The following is a 19,553-nucleotide window of genomic DNA, read 5'->3' as shown; positions in this document are numbered from 1 at the left end:
TACCCGTGCCGGTGCGGGACCCCGGAGGCCGCCGCTCGGACCCGGAGCGAAGACGGACCGCGGACCGGACCTCGAAGACCCGGCGGTCAGCGCCCGGCGGTCAGTGCCCGGCGCCCGGCGGTCAGCAGCCAGTGCCCGGCGCCCGGCGGCCAGCCCCCGGCGTTGATCGGAACGCAGAAGTCGATCGAACCGTTGAGCGACCCAAGGCAATGATTCGGTAAAGAGGAAATGGAGCGGGGCGGCCCGGCGTTCCAGGACATGGCGGGCGTTCCACGGCCGGCCACCGGCATGCCCGCAGCACGGTTCGTACGGTCCGCAGAAGCCGTAGAAGGAGGAACGCCACGTGAGCCAGTACGTGAGCAGGCTGGGGCGCCGCTCCCCGGCGGCTTCCGCGAGGCTCCGCCCGTACCGCAGGCCACGCCGCGTCGCGATGCTCTCCGTGCACACCTCGCCGCTGCACCAGCCGGGCACCGGCGACGCGGGCGGCATGAACGTCTACATCGTGGAGCTGGCCCAGCGCCTCGCCGCGATCGACATCGAGGTCGAGATCTTCACGCGTGCGACGACCGGGGCCCTGCCCCCCGAGGTGGAGCTCGCACCCGGGGTCCTGGTCCGGCACGTCGACGCGGGCCCCTACGAGGGACTCGCCAAGGAGGACCTGCCCGCCCAGCTGTGCGCCTTCACGCACGGCGTGATGCAGGCGTGGGCCGGGCACCGACCCGGCTACTACGACCTGGTGCACTCGCACTACTGGCTCTCCGGCCACGTCGGCTGGCTGGCCGCCGAGCGCTGGGGCACCCCCCTGGTGCACGCGATGCACACCATGGCGAAGGTGAAGAACGCCGCCCTGGCCGCGGACGACACCCCCGAACCCACCGCCCGTGTCATCGGCGAGACCCAGATCGTCCGCGCCGCCGACCGCCTCATCGCGAACACCTCCGAAGAGGCCGACGAACTCGTACGGCACTACGAGGCCGAGCAGCGCAAGGTCGCGGTCGTCCATCCGGGGGTGAACCTCGACCGCTTCCGCCCGGCCGACGGACGCGCCGCCGCCCGCGCCCGCCTCGGTCTCCCGCAGGACGCCCTGGTACCGCTCTTCGCGGGCCGCATCCAGCCCCTCAAGGCGCCCGACGTGCTGCTGCGTGCGGTCGCCGTCCTCCTGGAGGAGCGTCCCGAACTCCGCTCGAACATCGTCGTCCCCGTGGTGGGCGGCCCGAGCGGCAGCGGGCTCGCCAAGCCGGAGGGGCTGCAGAAACTCGCCGCCCGGCTGGGCATCGCCGACGTGGTGTGCTTCCGGCCGCCGGTCGGCCAGGAGCAGCTCGCGGACTGGTTCCGGGCCGCGTCCGTCCTGGTGATGCCCTCCTACAGCGAGTCCTTCGGACTCGTCGCGATAGAGGCGCAGGCGGCCGGCACCCCGGTGCTCGCCGCCGCGGTGGGCGGTCTGCCGGTCGCGGTCCGCCACAAGGAGACGGGTTTCCTGGTGTCCGGCCACAATCCCGTCGACTACGCGCGCGTGCTGCGCGATTTCGCCGACAACCGGGCGCTCCCGGAGCGGATGGGCGCGGCCGCCGCCCGGCACGCGCAGTCCTTCGGCTGGGACACGGCCGCCGCGGCCACGGCCGACGTCTACGCGGAGGCGGTGCACGAGCACCGGCGTCACGTACGCTCCCACCATGGCTGATACGGCGAACGCGGAAGGGTCGGCGCGGGCGGCGCGCGCGGCGCAGACCGTCGAGGAGGTCCTCAAGGACGCCGAGCTGGAGTGGGAGAGCCCGGAGCCCGGCCACTTCGTGGTGAAGCTCCCCGGCACCCGGAAGCTGTCGACGACCGTCTCACTCATCGTCGGCAGGCACTCCCTGTCGCTCAACGCCTTCGTGATCCGGCACCCGGACGAGAACGAGGCGGGCGTGCACCGCTGGCTCCTGGAGCGCAACCTCAAGCTCTACGGCGTGGGGTACGCCGTCGACCCGCTCGGCGACATCTACGTGGCGGGCAGACTGCCGCTGGCCGCGGTCACCCCCGACGAGATCGACCGGCTGCTCGGCTCGGTCCTGGAGGCCGCCGACGGCAGTTTCAACACCCTCCTGGAGCTCGGTTTCGCGTCCGCGATCCGCAAGGAGTACGCCTGGCGGGTGTCGCGCGGCGAGTCCACGCGCAACCTGGACGCGTTCAGCAACCTGACCCAGCGCCCGACCGACTGACCCGCACCGCTCCCAGCGGTCCGTACCGACCACCCCGTCATGACCGGCCGCCCCGTGATGCTGTCCGACACTTACCGCCGCGGGCTGACGCCGCCGCGGTAACGCCCCGGCGCGACCCCGACCAGCCGTTTGAAGTGGCGGGTCAGGTGCGACTGGTCGTAGAAGCCGGTCTCCGCCGCCACCTCGCCCGGTGTGCGGCCCTCCAGCAGCAGCCGGCGTGCGCGTTCGACCCGCCGCGACATCAGGTACTGGTGCGGCGGTATCCCGTAGGCGCCGCTGAAAGCGCGCACCAGGTGGGTCGGGTGCGCGTGCACGAGGGCGGCGGCCTCCCGGAGGGTCACGCCTTCGAGCAGGCGTTCGTCGAGGAGTTCGCGCAGCCGACGGGCGAGCGGCCGATCGGCGCCCCGGCCGCCTCCGACGCTCCGGCCGTCCCCGGCGTCCCGACTGCCCCCGGCGTCCCGGCCGTCCCCGGTGGTGAGCCCCGGCCGCAGGTGACCGCGCAGCCGCTCGCCGATCAGCGCCAGTCTGCTCTCCGCCTCCAGCTCGTCACCGGCGTGGGCGAGGGCGGTGTGCAACTGCCCGACGCGCCGGCGCAGCACCGGGTCCGGCAGGTCCGGGGTGTCCACGGCCGGGCCGATGTACGTCTCGTCGAGTCGGCTGAGGTCCAGGTACAGGACGCGCTTGCGGAAGCCGTACGGGGTGAGGGGCGATCCGTTGTGCGGAACGTGCGGCGGGAGCAGCGAGACGGTGCCCTCCGGGGTGCCGTGCTCGTGCCGGTCGAGGTCGTAGCGCACCACGCCGGCGTCGACGATCAGCAGCGTCCACGCGTCATGGACGTGCATCGGATACGCGTACTCCGTGAAATGGGCGTGGAAGACCTCCACGACACCCGGCACACGCGGGCGCCAGGCGGAGACCTCACGCTGGGCGACCATGCAAAGAACGTACAAGACGGTCGCGTACGGGGCCGGGCAGTCTCACAGCATGAACGCCGAACCCCCTTCCACCGGACCCCTTTCCACCGAACCCCTTTCCACCGGACCCCTTTCCACCGGACCGCTCCCTGCCGAGGCCGCTCCCGCCGGGCCCGTCCGCTTCGACACCAAGATCGCTGTGCTGCTGCGGGACGATCTGGAGACGTGGCAGCGGCTGAACGTGACCGCGTTCCTCGTGAGCGGACTCGGCCCGTCGGTCCCCGAGGTGGTCGGCGAGCCGTACGCGGACGCCGACGGTGTCGGCTACCTGCCGATGTTCCGCCAGCCGGTCCTGGTCTTCGAGGGGACGAAGGAGACGCTGACGGCGGCCCACGGCAAGGCGCTCTCCCGTGCGCTGCCCCGCGCGCTGTTCACGTCCGACCTGTTCACCACGGGCAACGACCGCGACAACCGGGCGGCCGTACGGGCCGTACCGACCGCGGAACTGGATCTGGTGGGCCTCGCGGTGTACGGCGCGCGGGGCGCGGTGGACAAGGTGGTGAAGGGGGCGCGGATGCACCACTGAGCTCCGGAACCACTGCGTCCGGCGGCCGGCCGACGGAGACCGGACCTCCTGCTCGGACACCGACCGGGAAGTCAGACCACCCGCTCGGTCGCCTGCTCAGCCACGGGATCCGCCGCGGGGTCCTCCGGCCGATGGACGAAGGCCGCGCCCTCACCCTTGTCCTTCTCCTTGCTCCGGCTCTTGTCCTCGCCCTTGTCCTCGCTCTTACCCTCGTCCGGGAGCTTCCGCATCAGCGCCCCGTAGCCGACCCCGGCCACCGTGCCGACGGCCGCGCACACCCCCCACAGCCACGCGGCCCCGTACCGGTCGATGACGACACCGGACATCAGGGGCGCGACGAGGGCGGCGACGGACCAGGACATCGTGTACATGCCCTGGTACCGGCCGCGGCCCCGCGTGGGGGAGAGGCGGACGACGATGCTGGTCTGGGTGGGCGCGTTGACGATCTCCGCGAGGGTCCACACGCAGACCGTCAGCGCGAAGACACCGACCGAGCCGGCGAAGGCGGTGAGCCCGAACCCGTACCCGGCGAGCAGCGACGAGACGACGAGCAGATGCCGTGGGTCCCGGTGCTGGATGAGACGGGTGACCGGAAGCTGCAGTACGACGATCAGGGCGCCGTTGACCGCCATCACCAGGCCGTAGTCGGCGGGCGTGAACCCGGCCGTGCCCATCGCCACCGGCAGGCCCACGAACCCCTGCTGGAAGACCAGCGCGACGAGGAAGGACAGCCCGACGACGCTCATGAAACGCCCGTCGCGCAGGACCGTCCGCAGGCCCACCGCGGGCTCGTCGGCCGCCGCGCCGACCTGTTCGGGCCGCGACTCGGGCAGCTTCACGAAGATGACGACCGCGCAGACCATCGTCATCGCGGCCTCGACGAGGAAGCCGGCGAGGTAGCTGTACTCGGCGATGAACCCGGCCATCGCGGACGAGACGGCGAAACCCAGGTTGATGGCCCAGTAGTTGAGCGAGAAGGCCCGCACCCGGTCCTCGGGGCGCACGATGTCGGCCATCATCGCCTGCACGGCGGGACGGGACGCGTTGCTGGCCATGCCGACGAGGAAGGCGACGGCCGCGATGGACACCGGGTCGTGCACGAAACCGAGCAGCGCGACGGAGACGGCGGTCGACGACTGGGCGATGAGCAGGGTGGGCCGCCGGCCCAGCCGGTCCGTCAGCACGCCCGCGCCGAGCGAGGAGATCACACCGCCGAGCCCGTGCAGTGAGGCGACGAGTCCGGCGTACGAGGCGGAGTAGCCGCGGTCGAGGGTGAGGTACAGGGCCATGAAGGTGGCCACGAAGGCGCCGAGCCGGTTGACGAGCGTGCTGGTCCACAGCCACCAGAACTCGCGGGGGAGCCCGGCGACGGTCTGGCGGGCGGCACGTCTCACGCTCAGGGATGTGAACGGCATGAGGGACCCCCGGTTTCCGGATGCGGACGAACAGCCCGCGCAAGCGGCACATGGTAAGTAGTAAGTGGCTCGTGCGGTGGGCACAACTTACGAGCGGGGCTTCGGCGGAAGCCATTCAATTAACGGAAGCCGTCAAGTGTGGTGGCGGTGCCGGGCGGACGGGCGAGCGGCCGGGGGCGTCGATTACGCTCGGGGCCATGGCCGACGCACCGTACAAGTTGATCCTCCTCCGCCACGGCGAGAGCGAGTGGAACGCGAAGAACCTGTTCACCGGCTGGGTGGACGTCAACCTCACCGAGAAGGGCGAGAAGGAGGCAGTCCGCGGCGGTGAGCTGCTCAAGGACGCCGGCCTGCTGCCCGACGTGGTCCACACCTCGCTCCAGAAGCGCGCGATCCGCACGGCCCAGCTCTCGCTGGAGTCCGCGGACCGCCTCTGGATCCCCGTGCACCGCTCCTGGCGCCTGAACGAGCGCCACTACGGTGCGCTCCAGGGCAAGGACAAGGCGCAGACCCTCGCGGAGTTCGGCGAGGAGCAGTTCATGCTGTGGCGCCGCTCGTACGACACGCCGCCGCCCCCGCTCGAGGACGGCACCGAGTTCTCCCAGTCGGACGACCCGCGCTACGCGACGATCCCGCCGGAGCTGCGCCCCCGCACGGAGTGCCTCAAGGACGTCGTGGCCCGCATGCTCCCGTACTGGTACGACGGCATCGTCCCGGACCTCCTGGCGGGCCGCACGGTCCTGGTCGCGGCCCACGGCAACTCGCTGCGCGCCCTCGTCAAGCACCTCGACGGCATCTCGGACGAGGACATCGCGGGCCTGAACATCCCGACGGGCATCCCGCTCGCGTACGAACTCGACGCGTCGTTCAAGCCGGTGACCTCCGGCGGCACGTACCTGGACCCGGCGGCGGCCGCGGCGGCGATCGAGGCAGTGAAGAACCAGGGCAAGAAGAAGTAAGCGGGCACGAAAAGGCCCCCTACCTGCGGTTTCTTCGCGGGTAGGGGGCCTGTTGCTACCCCTGGGCCGTCGCTGGGCCGCGTATGGCTACGAGCGGGGCTTCGTGATGATCTCGGCCTTCACCTGAAAGGCCACCAGGAACGCCGCTGCAGCAGCGGCCGTCATCGGTGCTGTGGACCAGGCGCCGAGGGTGCCGATCGCGCCGCCGACGAGGATGAACGGGAGCTCTCGGGGCGCCAGGTAGAGCGCGAGGCCAGGGCGTGACAACATGTCCTTCTCCAGTTGTGCGTTTCGGTATCCCGCTACGGATCTTCGTAATGCGCCGATGGAGACGAGAGCCACCCCTTGCCCGGGGTGGCTCTCACCATTCGGCAGGCAGGACGCTACCCTTTTTGAGAAGGCTCCACAAACTCCCTGCTAAGCGTCTTCCTTGGGTGCCTTTCGTCCTTCGTTGGGGGACGTGGCAGGTTTCCTTGGGTGGTGCAGGCCGTTTCGTTCCACTGATGGAACATAACCTTCCATCAGTGGAACGTCTTCCCAGGCGTAGACGCTGATGGTGAGGTTGAGGACTCGAAGCGTTCCGCATTGGAAGTCGACTCGATGGTGTTGTTCACTGGCACTCTCGTTAGCTATCTACTGTGGAAGGTATAGCTAACGAGAGTGGTAGCTAATGAGTCTGTTATTGCTTCTCGAGTATCGCTTCTAATGCGCTTCACTAAATAGCGAAGAGAGAAGAGGTAAAGGCTTCTTGCTCTAACTAGTCTCGCCATAGATGAGATGGACGGCTCTTCGGGTCCGCTCACTGCTGGTCGGCATCAGATGTGCGTAGACACGGAGAGTTAGACCAGGATCGGAGTGACCGAGGTACTCCGCAAGGGCCTTGATGTTCTCCCCCGCGTCTAGCAGCACCGATGCATAGAAGTGCCGCAGCGCGTGCATGCCGTTCTCGCGTGACTCGACGTACGGCCGACCACGCTCAGGTATCGGGATCACTCCGGCGTCGGCCAGCGCCCGCTTCCACGCCTCCTCATTGAGCGAGGTACGCCAGACGTGGCCGCCCCGGGGTCCGGTGAAGATCAGCCGCTTCGTCACCGGCGGCCCGTCCGCGACCTTCCACGGCAACGTGATCTCGACGGGCGGGAACCGCTTCAGGTGGGCACGGAGCGCGTCCGCGACCGGACCGGGAAGCGGTACGTCCCGGAGCTTGCCGCCCTTGGGTGGAGCGAACACGGCCTTGCTGCGGCTCAGCTTGAGTTGCTGGACCACGTGCAGCGTGTCCGACTCGAAGTCGATCGCGTCGACGGCGACACCGAGGATCTCGCCCTGACGGAGCCCGCACCCGGCGCCCAGGTCGACCATCGCTTGGAAGCGTTCGGGCATGGCGGCCCGGACGGCGAAGACCTGTTCCGGCGTCCACGGGATCACGCGCTTGGCGTCAACGGTCGGAGGCCGGACCGAACGGGCAGCACAAGGGTTCCGGGGGAGATGGCCGTCATCCACGGCCGCGCTCAGAGCAGCCCGCACGTTGGAGTAGATCGTCCGCGCGTACGACCCACGGACGCCGTTCTCCTGGAGCTGCCGCACCCAGTCCCGGATGTGCGCGGGCTGGAAGGAACCGAGCGGACGCGTGCCGAGGTACGGGAAGGCATGCAGCCGAAGTTGTGACTCCATCGACGCCCGGGTGTTCGGGTCGGCCCCCTGCGTGAGCACCCACTGTTCCGCGTACTGCTGGAAGGTGACCCGAGCGGCGCGAGGGTCGATGTACTGCCCGCGCGCCATGTCCGCCTCGATGTGCGCCAGCCACTGATCGGCAAGCCGCTTCTGACGATCAGGGAAGCTCTTGCCCTTCTCCGTGCCGTCCGGCCCGACGTAGCGGGCGCGGTAACGGAGCCCCGATCCATAGCGCTCGGACTTGACCCTGCGCGCCTTCCCGTCCGGACCGGTCTCTGACTTGTACCAGCGGTCTTGGACATGCCCGGCCATCAGGCGGCAGCCCCTTCTCTCAGGGACTCGACCCACGCCTGAACGTCCACGGGGTCGTACCGCAGGTGCCGGCCGACCCGGAAACCACGCGGGCCGGTGCGCTTCCGACGTCACTGATAGACCGTCTCGACGCTGGGCAGGTCGAACATCGCCACCAGGTCGTCAGGAGTCAGGTACCGCGACGGCAGCGCAGCCCGCGGCGCGGTGGCCACGTCTGCCACGGCCAGACGTCGGCTAGCCATGGGTGGGTTCTCCTTCTGTTCCGGGGGCGGGCGCGAGGGTTTCGGCTAGCCACGCTTCGGCGTCGGTGAGGCCGGTTCCGGCGTAGACCCAGTGGGCGAGGACGAGAGTCGTGTGCTGCTCGCTCTCGGCGTCTGCCGTCGCCGCCATGGCTTGTGCGCGTCGCCATTCGGCGCGGGCGGTGCGCAGTGCGCCGAGGGTGGTGGAGTAGCGGCGGGACTTGGTGGAGAAGTGGCCGCGGAAGCCGAGCATGTGGGCCCAGGCGTGGAGGCGGAGTTCTTCGAGGTCCTTGCGGTTGCCAAGCATCCAGGCGGTACGGATCAGCCGCCGGGTGTGGTCGCAGATGTCGAGCTGAGCCAGTTCGGCGAGGAACTTCAGCGGCCGGTCGAGAGCTCCCGTGGCGGTCTCGGCGCCTTTGGTGGCGTACTTGGCGATGTACGCGGCAACGGCCCGGTCGGTCAGCTCTTGGCCGCCGTCGAAGTCGGCGCCGCGGATGGTGCGTATGTCGAGCTGGCGGCCGAAGGCGAAGACGTGCGCGCGACCGTCGATGACCGGGCCGTCCACGCGGGCCCCGGTTGCAGCAGCGCGGATGGCGTCGGTGAGCAGCTCGGCAGTGGCCCAGGCCGGAGGCGGGGTGTCGCCGCCCTCGGGGCCGTCGATGCGGATGACGGCGTGGAAGTGGACGGCCCCGCGCTTCTGGTACTCGGCGACCTTGGCGAAGGACACCCACGCGTGCTCGCGGAACTCCCGCTGTGAGAGTCCGGCCCGTTTGGCGACCTCCCGGCGCAGGTAGGTCGAGAAGCGCCGCCACAGGGGACCGGCGTGGGCGTTCCAGAGCACGGCCGCTTCGTAGTCGTAGGTGTCCGGGGCGAGCGCGGTGCCCAGTACGTCGTCGTCCTGGTCGTGGAGGGCGCCGCACCGGCAGCGGCGGACCGAACCGGCCGGGCCGGTGGGGCGATTGTGGACGGGGCCGAAGCCCGGGGCGGTGAAGGTGGCGAAGACGCGGGGGTGTGCGGCGACCTGTTCCGGGACGCCCTTACCGCCGCGCAGGCCAGAGGTGATCAGGTGGAAGGTGTCGCGGCGGTAGACCTCGGAGCAGGCGGCGCAGCGGGTCGTGCGGCGGTTGTTGCAGCGGACCAGGAGGTGACCGGCCGGGAGGCCGGCGGAGTCGAGGCGGTGGAGGAGGTTGCCTATCTCGCCGGTACGGGTGTTCACGTCGTACTCGGCGCGGTGGCCGTCGAGGCGGATCGGCTGGGTGCAGCCGCCGAGGCCGGAGAGCTGACGCAGGAGGCCGGGCATAGTGCCGAGCGCAGCCAGTTCGCCGAGTTCGGCCAGCGGGGGCGGGGTGGCGCGGGTGATGATGGCTTTCTCCTTCTGGCTTCGGTCAGGAGGGGTAGGGCCCCCGGGGCGGCGGATGCTTGGCGGTGTCGGTCCGCCCCGGGGGTCTGGTGTCGTTGGCCGGTGTCAGCGGTGGCGCTGGTCGCGGAGCATCGAGCGCAGGACCACGGCGGCGACGGTCACGGAGATGGCCGTGACGGCGACGGCGGCCAGGAGCGCGGTCAGGACGACTCCGCCGACGAGGACGGCCGCGACCGCTCCGGCGCTGACGGATATCTGCGGGGCCGGACGGCGCACGGGAGCCGGATCGGCTGGCGCGTGCATGTGCGCGGGCGGCGGTGTCGGGCTGTCGGGGTACTTGGGCAGGAACACGGCGAAGCTCTCCTTGCCTACTTGTCTAGTCATGTGAGCCGTTGATGACGTCCACGCCGGAACGCGTGCCGGATTCGATGGCGGGGGCCATGAAGGTGTCGGAGAGCCAGAAGCCGAACAGGGCGATCAGGACGACGATCCAGGTACGGACGCCGAGGAACTTGACCGCTCCCCAGGCGAAGAAGCCGAGGACGGCAACGAGCGGCAGGCTGACGGTCACGGGATCGGGGTCCTTTCAGCGGACGGGGCAGCGGTGGGTGCGGGCGGCGAGTTCGGCAGCGGCGCGGCTGTCGTAGTCGGCGGAGAAGCCGCAGCGAGGGGCGGTACACGCGGCAGTGTGTTTCTCACGGCCCCGGCCGTCGTAGGACGTGCCGACCTGGACGGGACCGATGCGGGTGACGGAGCGGAAGCGGCGATTGGCGGTCACGCGGATCTCCTCTCGGGGCTGGTCAGATGCGGGCGGCGATGGCTTCGGCCATAGGCGCGGGGACGCCGAGGCGAGCGCGCAGGGTCGGGGTGTCGATGTCCGTCCCGGTGCGGGTGTGGTGCTCAGCGGCGACCTTTCGAGCGTGCTCGACCAGGGCGGCCGGGACGGTTACGGCGGGCAGAGTGGGCGCGACCGGTGGAAGGGGTGCCGGATCCGCGACCGGTAGTGCGGGCTGCTCAGGAGAGGGTTCGGCACCCTCCTCCTGCTCCATCTGGTCCGCGTCCACGGCAGCGTTCTCCACGTCCTCCGCCGCTTCCGGTGTGGAGTGCGCAAGGAGCGTTCCGCCGAGGAAGGCGACTGCGGGCCAGCCCGCGACGAGGATGCGCAGCCAGGCCGGCACCTGTTCCAGGTCGAGCAGTCCGGCGGTGGCGACGTTCGCCCCGAGGGATGCGGCCAGGGCGATGACGAACCAGCACCAGCCGGAGGCTTTGGCGTGGCCGGTCCGCAGTCGGCGCCAGGCGGCGACGAGCAACAGGTCGACCGAGACGGGATACGCCCACGCCTTCCACCCGTCCTGACCGGCCGCAAGGGCAATGTCGTGCAGGTGGGCGAAGGACAGCGCGGCAGCAATGACCGCTTGGACGAGCACCGCGTCGACACGGGCCAGCAGGGCGCACATGCTGCGACTCCTTCCTGTTCGAGGCATGGCAGGGGTAGGGAGATGGCGCGAGGCGGTCACGCCGACCGGGGTGGAGCGAGGTGGCGGTTGGCGGCTCAGTCGGTCACGGGTCGCGGCTGCACGACCGGGGCCGAGGCTGGGTCCAGCAACTCGACCGGCTGTACGGGCACTACGGGCCGGAAGGGCTTGAGCGCGGGCAGCTCGGGGACCAGGTGAGCCGAGGCGTGGCAGATCTCGGCGGCCTCCCCGAGGGAGAGGTACGGCGTGCGGATGCGGGACCAGCCGCCGGAGGTGTCACCGGCCACAGCGAGGCCGGGCCGTTCGGGGGCGATGGCGCAGGCGGCGGAGACCGCTTCGGGGGCGATGTCGCCGAGCGCCATTTTGGCGGAGGCTTCGTCGTTGATGCGGTGGCAGACACGGCCGGTGAGCTGGGCCCGCAGCATGGTCGCGCCCTTGCCCAGTTCGGCGCCGAAGCGTTGTCCGCAGACCTCCAGGTAGATGCCGGCGGCGCGGCCGAGCTGAGCGAGGCGGATGAGCTGGGTGACCATCTCATCCCGTCGGTCCTCGTCCTTCCTTGTGGCGACGAGGAAGAGTTCCGCCACCTCGTCCACGAACAGCACGACGGGTACGGGCCGCTCGTGCTCGGGCAGGCCCCAGATGTCGGAGGTGATCTCCTCATCCGGGGTGCCCGACGCGATGCCCTGCCGGGCCTTGATCAGGTCGTATCGGTTCTCCATTTCCTTGATCAGTACGGGCAGTAGTTCGGCAGCCTGTTCGGGGTCGGTGGCCAGGGCCGAGAGTCGGGCGGCGAAGGGTGCCAGTTCCACACCGCGTTTGCAGTCGATGCCGACCAGGGCGACGGGTTGCCGGGCGAGTCCGGCGACGAGGTGGCGCAGGTACATGGACTTGCCCGACAGCGTGGCGCCGAGCGTCAGTTGGTGGGGAACGGCCCGGTAGTCGCGTACGAAGGGCGTGGCGTCCTCCCGCAGCGCCACCGGTATCTTCAGCGTCCCGGTCGGTGACTTGCGGGGCATGCGGACCTTGCGCAGCACGTCGAAGCCGACGAGCCGCAGTTCGACGACCCCGGGCTTGACGGTCGTGACGTACACGGCGTGAACGCCCCAGGCGTGCCGGAGCCGTTCGGCCGAGGCTGCGACATCGGCGGGTTCCTGCCCCGGGGCAAGCCGCAGCCGGAGCCGCAGACCGGTCGAGGTGGGCCGGATGACGCCCCGGCGCGGCGGAACGGGCCGGACCTCGCGCCGGGTGATGGCCTTGACCGCCAGGACCCGCAGCCGGGAGGGAGCGACGGTCAGGCCGCAGGCTTCCATGACCGAGCTGTACGAGCTGAGCAGCCGGGCCGTGGACAACGGCAGTCCGACAGCGGACCAGTAGACCCCGGGATGGTTGACCCGGGCGTAGGCGGCCCCACCGCCGAGCGCTGCGACGGGACCACCCACCTCCAGAAGCGTTGCCAGGTCGGTCATCAGGCCGAGGCCCCCATGGCGACAGGGAAGGCGGCCGGGGTGACAGCGGCGGCACGGTAGGCGATGCCGTGGCGCTGCTGTCCGTTGAACACGCTCTCCCAAGGCCGGGCCATCAGGCCGGGCAGCGAGACCGGGGCACCGAGCGCCAGGCCCTCGGAGACGCCGCTCTCCGGGATGGTGACCTTGATCAGGGACGACTCTCCTTCCTCGATGTAGACGACGCCGATCGTCATCAGTGCCTCACCGCTGTTGACGTCCTTGGCGATCTCGCCGGTCTGCCGGTCGCGGACCTTGGGCTCAGGCGCCTCGGTCAGCAGGATCGTCGCGGCCGAGGTCTCCACACGGATGGTGCGCAAGATTTCTTCCTATCTTCTCGTCTAGATGAGTGGCAGTCTGTGAACCCGGTGACGCCGGGAACGCGGTCCACTCTGACACACGACTTGCCCACTCGTCTATACGAGTATGCGTGTTGGGCTATACGAGTCCAAGGAAGTGGCCTCGCGCACCGCGGGTTACGTCGCCGGGAGCTGGTACGACAGCACGTAGGCGTCAGCCGCCATGACGGTGTCGCAGACCTCCACGGGCCGCTTCTCGGTGTCGTACGCGGTACGGATCAGATGGATCACCGGCACACCGGACGCAAGATGCAACGTCTTGACCTCACTCGGGGAGGGCATCCGGGCCCGGATCTCCTCCTCGAAGTGGTCGAGGCGGTGACCCAGTTCCTCAAGACGGGCGTAAATACCGCCGGGACCGGGGTTGGGTTCGGCGATCTGCGTACCGCGGGCGATGTCGAGGGGGAGGTAGGAGGTGGCGAACTCGACCGGACGGCCGTCGAGCAGGTAGCGGCGGCGACGGGCAAGCACGCGTCGCACCGACCCGAGGCGGGCGGAGATGTCCTGGGTGGCTTTCTCCTCCTTGACCTCCAGGCTGTCCACTTTCGGGTGACTGCCGGCGGCGTCCGCCTCCACGATGAACGCGGACTTCCCCTGCTCGCGGTGGCGCCGGGCGAACCGGTCGGAGGCCAGACGCCGCACGGGTGGCCGGGGCCGGACGAACACGCCCTTCCCGTGCTCGGCATGCACCAGTCCCTCGCCCTGGAGGACGGAGAAGGAGTTGCGGACGGTCATGCGGGACACGCCATAGTGCTCGACGAGCTCAGCTTCCGAGGGCAGCTTCTCCCCTTCCGTGAATCGTCCGCGGTCGATGGCCTCACGCAGTTGATCGGCGATCTGCCGGAACACCGCACGATCGCTCGTGGGATCCAGACCACCGAGCAGGGACGGGAGAGAGGTCATGAGTACTCCTTTAGGTATCTAGACGAGTGGGCGAGTGTTGTTGCTACGGTTGAGAGCCTAGCTATCCGAGAGGGCCAAGGAACGTGACCGCTGACCGTCCACACTCCGTGAGCGTTGCCGGAGTCATCGTCGACGACCGCGGCCGGGCCCTGTTGATCCAGCGGCGCGACAATGGCCACTGGGAACCTCCGGGCGGCATCGTCGAGCGGGCGGAAACCCTTCCCGAGGCGCTTCAGCGGGAAGTCCTTGAAGAGACCGGCATCAAGATCGCGCTTCCCGCGATTCTTACCGGCGTCTACAAGAACATGACGGGCCTGATCGTCTCCCTGGTCTTCCGCTGCCAGGCCGCCGACGGCACACCCACCACCGGGGACGAGACCCACGCCCTGCGATGGGCGACCCGCGAAGAAGTCACCACCCTCGCCGACGAGGCGTACGCGATCCGCGTCCTGGACGCTCTGGACGCGTTGTTCCCGCCGGCCGTCCGCGCACACGACGGCGTCAAACTCGTCTAGCCCGAACCCGCTGCACATGGCGGCCTACCAGCACGAAGGAACTTGTATGCACGAGTATACGAGCACCGTCCGGGTCTGGGGACTCACTTGCCCAGGTTTCCCGGAAGAGGTCAGCAGGGCCCGCCGCTGGACACGGGACATCCTCAGAGACTCGCCCCTGGTCGAGGACGCCGAACTGATCGTGAGCGAGCTGAGCGCGAACGCGATCCTGCACACCGCCAGCGGCTGGCACTCGGGCAGCTTCCATCTGGCTCTCGCCGTCTCACCGCAGATGGTCGCCCTGTCGGTCACGGACGACGGAGGCACCGGCCAGGCCCCGAAGGTCAAGCACCAGGACCAGGACGCGGAACACGGCCGAGGACTGGACATGGTCAACGCACTCGCCCACCGGGTCGTGGTCCACACCATCGACGGCAGCAACACGGTCACCGCGGAACTCTTCACTGGGATCCGTCTCGGAGGCCACCCATGCTGACGGACAGGCCGCAGTGGGGCTACTGGTGCGAGTGCTGGACGGAAGACCTCACCGAGGGAGCAGCACCAGAGCTCCGGGCATCCTTCGACGCGCACTCGGCACCGCAGGCAGACAGGTGGGTAGCGGTGGCACTGCGCACCATCTCACCGGCACTCGACGCAGACGCATCCGACGACGCTTGGGCCTGGCTCTACGAGGGACGCATAGAGACCAGGCGAGCGCTCTTACAGATGCAGCCCTGCACCGTCGCAGTGACCCACGCCAGCACCCGCATCACCTGGACGATCCGCCCAGTCCTCTTCCTGCCACTCGCCCACCGACAGGGCATCGAACTCCCACCCTGCGCACACGACTTCAAGCCCCAGCAGTCCGACTGAGTTACAACTTTCTCTACTGGTTCAAGGCGGCTCGCTCCGCTCACCGCGTGCGGCCCGGCCCCCGGCCGGGCCTGCGCTCCTGTCTCCGCCCCGCTCCAGCCCGGCCGGCGCCCGTCCCGCATGGGTCGAGGGGTAGCCGCCGAACCCGATAGTTGATCACCTGCACCGGTGCCCGTCAGAACAGCCTCCGGCGGGGACGCTCAGGCTCCGAGATGGAGGGGGCACCGTTCGCGGCTGCCGGCCGTCGTGAGGTTGCTGCGGGAGGCTCCCATCCCGCCTGCCATCAGCCCACACAGAGCCGAGCAGACACGGCAGCTGGCGTCCAGGTCGTTCGTACAGTGGCGCGCTCCACCTGGACGCCAGCCACCGCGCCTGCTCCACGGTGTGTGGGCCGACGGCAGACGGGATGGGAGCTCGGGAAAGTGGTGGGCTGAGCTCTCAGTGAAGAATCAGTTATGCGCCTTGACCTGCTTGGACTGTTAACTGTTACGGATAGTCCAGCACCATCTAGGCGCCGACGGCTCAGCTCCCGTCCGATAAAGGCCAGTAACCCCGGTTCAGCTCGTTGCGTTAGTCACTGCCCCTGTAAGTATTCTGCGCGAGACTCCTCCGATAATATTCAACGTCGATTTCTTCTTCATTGCCTGACAATTCAATTGCGTGTGCTACTACCCTCTCAAGTAGCTGCGCAGCCTCCGCATGCCCACCCGCATTTGACGACGCAAGTGCCATACAGTGTAGGCTATCCAGCATATCGGGCGTGACAGTGCTCTTCTCGTGGTCGCCGCCCAATACAATTCTCACCACTCGGAGCACCGCTTGATGATCTCCCATATCTTGGTAAATATGGACAAGGTCATGCTGAGTGCGGATCACCTCTGGGTGGTTCAGGCCAAGATTTTCTACCCCTACGGCCAGGGCTTCCTCACCCAAAGATCGAGCACTGTCGAGATCATTCGCATTCTGATAGGCGCGAGAGAGGTTGCGTCGGATAGTCATGGCATCTTCCCCCCGATAAGAGTCGCCATGCTCAACAACAAACCTCAAAAGGGGAATTCCTTTTTCTGGTTCACCAGACTCCGAATAGGCGCAGCCCAAATTACTAAGAGTGACAAGGGTCTCCTTGCCCGCCTCACCAAGTGCGAGCCGCCTGGCTTCTGCAGTCAATTCATAGAGTTGGATAGCTCGTTCATAATCGCCGACACCATGGTACGCAGTGGCCAGATTGTGCGAACAAGTTAGCGTCTGCGGATTGCCTGCCGACAGAAATTCAAGACACCCAGCAAGGGCCCTCTCCAAGTACTTGATCGCCTTCCGCGATTCTCCTATATCTATAAGATAGTCGCCTGCACTAAACAGAACGTAGGCTTCTCCGAAATCTCGCAGCTCACTCTGTCCAAAGAGGTGGTCAATATGGGGAATCAGTGCATCCCACGTCTGCCGCGCCTGTGCATCACGAGACGTCTCAGGCAAAGCTAGATGGAGGTGCGTAGCGAAGTCCCGTGCTCGATCGATAAGCTGTGCCGTTCGATGTGGGTCATCATCATCCGGAGTACGCAAGAAAGCTTGAACAAGTCGATGAACAGAGTACGTTCGCGATTGGGTGTCAATACTGATCATACTGTAAGCCGCAAGTAGGCCAAGGGCTGAGTTAACCTCCGGCGGCTCGGAAGCTCCGGCAAAAAGAGCAGCGGGCACAACATCCGGGATGGCATCAGTCGAGTACCAAGCCAGGGCGCGTAGAACGTCACCGGCAATAGGCTGCCTGGCGGCAATCTTATCCAGGGTGAGGCGCCATATACGAGCGATAGTGCGTTCTTCCTGAATATCCTCGGCACCTGCCCCGTACATCGCCCCCGGATAATTCCTAAAAAGATCTAAATACTCAAGGGGGGTAATGAGAGGGTTCTGTGCCAAGTATGCCGCAGATTGCTCAATAGCTAGCGGCAAATATCCGAGTTCCGCGCAGACCTCTGCAGCCCCTACCAGATGCCGGGGCCCCGCAGAGGTGGCGATTCGATTGAATAGTTCGAGAGCTTCATCCTCGTCCAGAACATCCAATGCGATCGTGGCTGCCTCACGCCACCCAACAGCAGATCTACTCGTGATCAAAAATTTCCCGCCAGAGGCGCGCGCGAGGAGGGGTTCAATATCTGCAGAGCTATCGGCATTGTCCAAGATCAACAACCAGCCCGTGTGAGTAGCTAGCCATTGTACCGCCCACTGCGCTTGAGTAGCACGCGAAGGAATAGCCGCAAGGGCTGGTTCCAAATCTGTAGCGAGCTCAGCGAGTCCGACTTCAATATCAGCCAAGGTGTCCGCAGCGATCCAGCGAACAGGGTAACAGGCGTGGTTATGATTGGCTGCCCAGTGCGCTGCCAGTGTGCTCTTACCTATACCACCAAGTCCGTGTACCGCGTGCACCACCGTTTGACCAGCCTTGGACAGGGCTGAGTCCAGTCGGGCCAGTTGCTCCGCGCGGCCAACAAATAGTCCGGTTCGCATGGGGATATGATTCAAACCTGGGCGAATATCTACACAGTCAGGCGTTCGCGGCGCCCCCGATTGAACCAGGAATGCTTGAGAGCCGTCCCCTGTTTGCACTACGCCCGTGACATCGCTTCCGACGGCTACTGATTGCTGACCGGCAGCCTCTGTCACCTGACGAGCAGGGAATTCTCCATTCTCGGAAAATTTGCTCATTGCAAGTCGACGACCTTCAGGCGGAACTCCATTAATTACTTCCGAACGCTGGAATGATCTCCCGTAATTGCGATCCCTGAAATACCCTTAGCTGCAATTGATCGATTCCCGGAAGCAGTCACATTTGTTGAATGCGACACTGGAAGCAGCTCGGTGATCTCCCGCAGCAACTCAGTATCCTCGCGAAGAGCTCGCCGGACCTGCTGTCGAAGTACGGCTTGGGCATCCGGATTATCCGGCTCTTCAGCAACGCCCTGTACCGCTTCTTCCAACTGTGTCCTTCCGCCGGGACTGCAGCGCCGCCACACTGCCTGCAACACCCGTCGTCCCCGGTTAGCAGTCGCTTCGACTGCGGCATCTTCGGCCCGATGCAACACGGCTCCCCCATATGCGGCCAGCGCTGCTGTCACATAGGGCCCAGCCTGCTCCATGACCTGCACCACCTCAGTGCTCATCCCTGCCTCCCCGCGTGACCACGTCTGCCGTTCGCTCAACCAGCAGCGTAGACAGAGCCCTTCGGTCCGTCCGGGGATTCAGCAGATCCGTGGGGCGCGTAGAAGATCGGCCGGAGGCACTGTGCTCTGTCCGCTCCCCCCCTCAGCAAGTGGTACCCCGGTGGTGTCGCACCACAACCGCACCAGATCGAACGGGGAACAGCGGGGAACCACGGTGAGAGCCACCGATCCCAACGGGCCGTTACTCGATCGTTCACCCAGGTCAGCGCCCGAACCGGCCCAAAACAATCGCAGCTTCCCAAGCTGATGTCATGCAGCTACGCAGGCGAGGGACGTTGTATCAGGGCGACCAGTAGCCTGCGACGATCAGCCGTCGCGCGCCTGGAGATGCCGTGGAAGCTACCGCTCTCGTCAGTCCCAATCAGTTGTGGTCGGCGCAGGATGTCCTGGTGCGTTCGAGTCCTGTCCCGGCGGCGGCAGGCGTCTACGGGTGGCACTTCGAGCAGCCGCCCTGCCCCGACCTGGACGCTGGGCGCCTGCTGTACATCGGTATAGCTCCGCGGTTCATGGCGAACCGGACCAGCACGCAGAACCTTCGCAAGCGGGTGCGCTACCACTATCGGGGCAACGCGGCCGGCTCGACGCTGCGGCTCACCCTCGGATGCCTGCTCGGCCTTGAGCTGCGACGCGTGGGCAGCGGCAAGCGGATGACCTTCGGCAAGGTCGGCGAAGCGACCCTGAGCCAGTGGATGGCGGACAACGCGCGGGTGTGCTGGATTGAGCAGAACGAACCATGGGACCTGGAGTCACAGCTCATTTCCCAGCTCGACCTCCCGCTGAACCTCGACCAGAACCGCCACAACGCGTTCCACAGTCGTCTGAAGGAGATACGAGCCCAAGCACGCCAGCGAGCACGAGAGTTGCCCATCAGCTCGTAGGCCGCCGAACGGACCGTTGTCTGGGCCGTCCCTGGGCCGTCCGAGGCTGCTCGACAGCGGCCAATGACGACCAACGACGACCACCAGGCGCACGAGCCCACCGCCCCTGACCAGCAAAAACCCAGCTCACCAAGATCCCCGGCAAGACCCAGGGCAAGAAGAAGTAAGCGGGCACAAACAGGTCCCCTACCTGC

General features: G+C 67.4%; 22 protein-coding genes and 1 pseudogene. 8 read left to right on the top strand and 15 right to left on the bottom strand.

The genetic code is table 11. From position 1 onward, the window contains the following. Positions 1-343: 343 nt before the first annotated feature. Both mshA and KM933_RS03615 read left to right on the top strand, forming a co-directional pair. A complete protein-coding gene (gene mshA / locus KM933_RS03620) occupies positions 344-1,681 on the top strand; it encodes a D-inositol-3-phosphate glycosyltransferase (RefSeq protein WP_221348288.1) in 1,338 nt (445 codons plus the stop codon). Then, a complete protein-coding gene (locus KM933_RS03615) occupies positions 1,674-2,201 on the top strand; it encodes a type III secretion system chaperone family protein (protein WP_221348287.1) in 528 nt (175 codons plus the stop codon). Before mshA ends, KM933_RS03615 begins: the two co-directional genes overlap by 8 nt. Before the next feature lie 71 nt (positions 2,202-2,272). On the opposite strand, the gene KM933_RS03610 is transcribed toward KM933_RS03615, so the two are convergent. After that, the gene (locus KM933_RS03610; protein ID WP_221348286.1) at positions 2,273-3,136 is read right to left on the bottom strand and encodes a helix-turn-helix transcriptional regulator; all 864 of its coding nucleotides are present in this window, start codon (positions 3,134-3,136) and stop codon (positions 2,273-2,275) included. A gap of 49 nt (positions 3,137-3,185) precedes the next feature. On the opposite strand from KM933_RS03610, the gene KM933_RS03605 reads away from it, so the two are divergent. Continuing rightward, complete coding sequence (locus KM933_RS03605) at positions 3,186-3,701, top strand: DUF2000 domain-containing protein (RefSeq protein WP_221348285.1); 516 nt, start codon at positions 3,186-3,188, stop codon at positions 3,699-3,701. A gap of 71 nt (positions 3,702-3,772) precedes the next feature. Here the strand turns inward: KM933_RS03605 and KM933_RS03600 are convergent, their stop codons facing one another. After that, entirely contained in the window at positions 3,773-5,116 is a 1,344-nt protein-coding gene (locus KM933_RS03600) for an MDR family MFS transporter (RefSeq protein ID WP_221348284.1), read from the bottom strand. A gap of 197 nt (positions 5,117-5,313) precedes the next feature. On the opposite strand from KM933_RS03600, the gene KM933_RS03595 reads away from it, so the two are divergent. Continuing rightward, entirely contained in the window at positions 5,314-6,075 is a 762-nt protein-coding gene (locus tag KM933_RS03595) for a phosphoglyceromutase (RefSeq protein ID WP_221348283.1), read from the top strand. An 87-nt stretch (positions 6,076-6,162) separates the two neighbouring features. Here KM933_RS03595 and KM933_RS03590 read toward each other — a convergent pair whose 3' ends face one another. The 11 genes and pseudogenes from KM933_RS03590 to KM933_RS03540 form a co-directional block, all read right to left on the bottom strand. Next, positions 6,163-6,345: a hypothetical protein gene (locus tag KM933_RS03590; RefSeq protein WP_221348282.1), complete on the bottom strand. Its 183-nt coding sequence runs from the start codon at positions 6,343-6,345 to the stop codon at positions 6,163-6,165. A gap of 483 nt (positions 6,346-6,828) precedes the next feature. After that, positions 6,829-8,058, bottom strand: a complete 1,230-nt coding sequence (locus KM933_RS03585) for a tyrosine-type recombinase/integrase (protein WP_221348281.1) — start codon at positions 8,056-8,058, stop codon at positions 6,829-6,831. Further along, a pseudogene (locus KM933_RS03580) lies at positions 8,058-8,300 on the bottom strand (helix-turn-helix transcriptional regulator). The gene KM933_RS03585 and the pseudogene KM933_RS03580 overlap by 1 nt, the downstream one beginning before the upstream one ends. Further along, positions 8,293-9,597 (bottom strand): replication initiator, encoded by a 1,305-nt coding sequence (locus tag KM933_RS03575; RefSeq protein WP_221348280.1) that lies wholly within the window; start codon positions 9,595-9,597, stop codon positions 8,293-8,295. Before KM933_RS03575 ends, KM933_RS03580 begins: the two are co-directional and overlap by 8 nt. Before the next feature lie 165 nt (positions 9,598-9,762). Further along, positions 9,763-10,008 carry a SpdD protein gene (locus KM933_RS03570; RefSeq protein ID WP_221348379.1) on the bottom strand — a complete coding sequence of 82 codons (246 nt, stop codon included), beginning with the start codon at positions 10,006-10,008 and terminating at the stop codon, positions 9,763-9,765. A gap of 25 nt (positions 10,009-10,033) precedes the next feature. Continuing rightward, a complete protein-coding gene (locus KM933_RS03565; RefSeq protein WP_221348279.1) occupies positions 10,034-10,228 on the bottom strand; it encodes a hypothetical protein in 195 nt (64 codons plus the stop codon). 15 nt (positions 10,229-10,243) lie between these two features. Further along, complete coding sequence (locus tag KM933_RS03560) at positions 10,244-10,435, bottom strand: mobile element transfer protein (RefSeq protein WP_030673588.1); 192 nt, start codon at positions 10,433-10,435, stop codon at positions 10,244-10,246. A 22-nt stretch (positions 10,436-10,457) separates the two neighbouring features. Beyond that, entirely contained in the window at positions 10,458-11,114 is a 657-nt protein-coding gene (locus KM933_RS03555) for a DUF2637 domain-containing protein (RefSeq protein WP_221348278.1), read from the bottom strand. Between the two features lie 95 nt (positions 11,115-11,209). Then, positions 11,210-12,598 carry an FtsK/SpoIIIE domain-containing protein gene (locus KM933_RS03550; protein WP_221348277.1) on the bottom strand — a complete coding sequence of 463 codons (1,389 nt, stop codon included), beginning with the start codon at positions 12,596-12,598 and terminating at the stop codon, positions 11,210-11,212. Then, positions 12,598-12,954: an SCO3933 family regulatory protein gene (locus tag KM933_RS03545; protein WP_221348276.1), complete on the bottom strand. Its 357-nt coding sequence runs from the start codon at positions 12,952-12,954 to the stop codon at positions 12,598-12,600. Before KM933_RS03545 ends, KM933_RS03550 begins: the two co-directional genes overlap by 1 nt. Positions 12,955-13,110: 156 nt before the next feature. After that, a complete protein-coding gene (locus KM933_RS03540) occupies positions 13,111-13,896 on the bottom strand; it encodes a GntR family transcriptional regulator (RefSeq protein ID WP_221348275.1) in 786 nt (261 codons plus the stop codon). 107 nt (positions 13,897-14,003) lie between these two features. On the opposite strand from KM933_RS03540, the gene KM933_RS03535 reads away from it, so the two are divergent. The 3 genes from KM933_RS03535 to KM933_RS03525 are packed head-to-tail and all read left to right on the top strand — an operon-like array spanning position 14,004 to position 15,263. Continuing rightward, positions 14,004-14,411, top strand: coding sequence for an NUDIX hydrolase (locus tag KM933_RS03535; protein ID WP_221348274.1), 408 nt, complete (start codon positions 14,004-14,006; stop codon positions 14,409-14,411). Positions 14,412-14,457: 46 nt separating this feature from the next. Further along, positions 14,458-14,886 carry an ATP-binding protein gene (locus KM933_RS03530; RefSeq protein WP_221348273.1) on the top strand — a complete coding sequence of 143 codons (429 nt, stop codon included), beginning with the start codon at positions 14,458-14,460 and terminating at the stop codon, positions 14,884-14,886. Further along, positions 14,880-15,263 carry a hypothetical protein gene (locus KM933_RS03525; RefSeq protein WP_221348272.1) on the top strand — a complete coding sequence of 128 codons (384 nt, stop codon included), beginning with the start codon at positions 14,880-14,882 and terminating at the stop codon, positions 15,261-15,263. Before KM933_RS03530 ends, KM933_RS03525 begins: the two co-directional genes overlap by 7 nt. 570 nt (positions 15,264-15,833) lie before the next feature. On the opposite strand, the gene KM933_RS03520 is transcribed toward KM933_RS03525, so the two are convergent. Both KM933_RS03520 and KM933_RS03515 read right to left on the bottom strand, forming a co-directional pair. Then, positions 15,834-17,966, bottom strand: a complete 2,133-nt coding sequence (locus tag KM933_RS03520; protein ID WP_221348271.1) for a tetratricopeptide repeat protein — start codon at positions 17,964-17,966, stop codon at positions 15,834-15,836. 35 nt (positions 17,967-18,001) lie between these two features. Then, positions 18,002-18,421, bottom strand: a complete 420-nt coding sequence (locus KM933_RS03515) for a hypothetical protein (RefSeq protein WP_221348270.1) — start codon at positions 18,419-18,421, stop codon at positions 18,002-18,004. 566 nt (positions 18,422-18,987) lie between these two features. Here KM933_RS03515 and KM933_RS03510 point away from each other — a divergent pair. Next, complete coding sequence (locus tag KM933_RS03510) at positions 18,988-19,359, top strand: GIY-YIG nuclease family protein (protein ID WP_260332982.1); 372 nt, start codon at positions 18,988-18,990, stop codon at positions 19,357-19,359. The last annotated feature ends 194 nt before the right edge of the window (positions 19,360-19,553 follow it).

This window comes from Streptomyces beigongshangae (assembly GCF_019710745.1).
In the GTDB taxonomy this organism is placed as follows: domain Bacteria; phylum Actinomycetota; class Actinomycetes; order Streptomycetales; family Streptomycetaceae; genus Streptomyces; species Streptomyces beigongshangae.
This window is presented reverse-complemented; position numbering and strand designations above follow the sequence as displayed.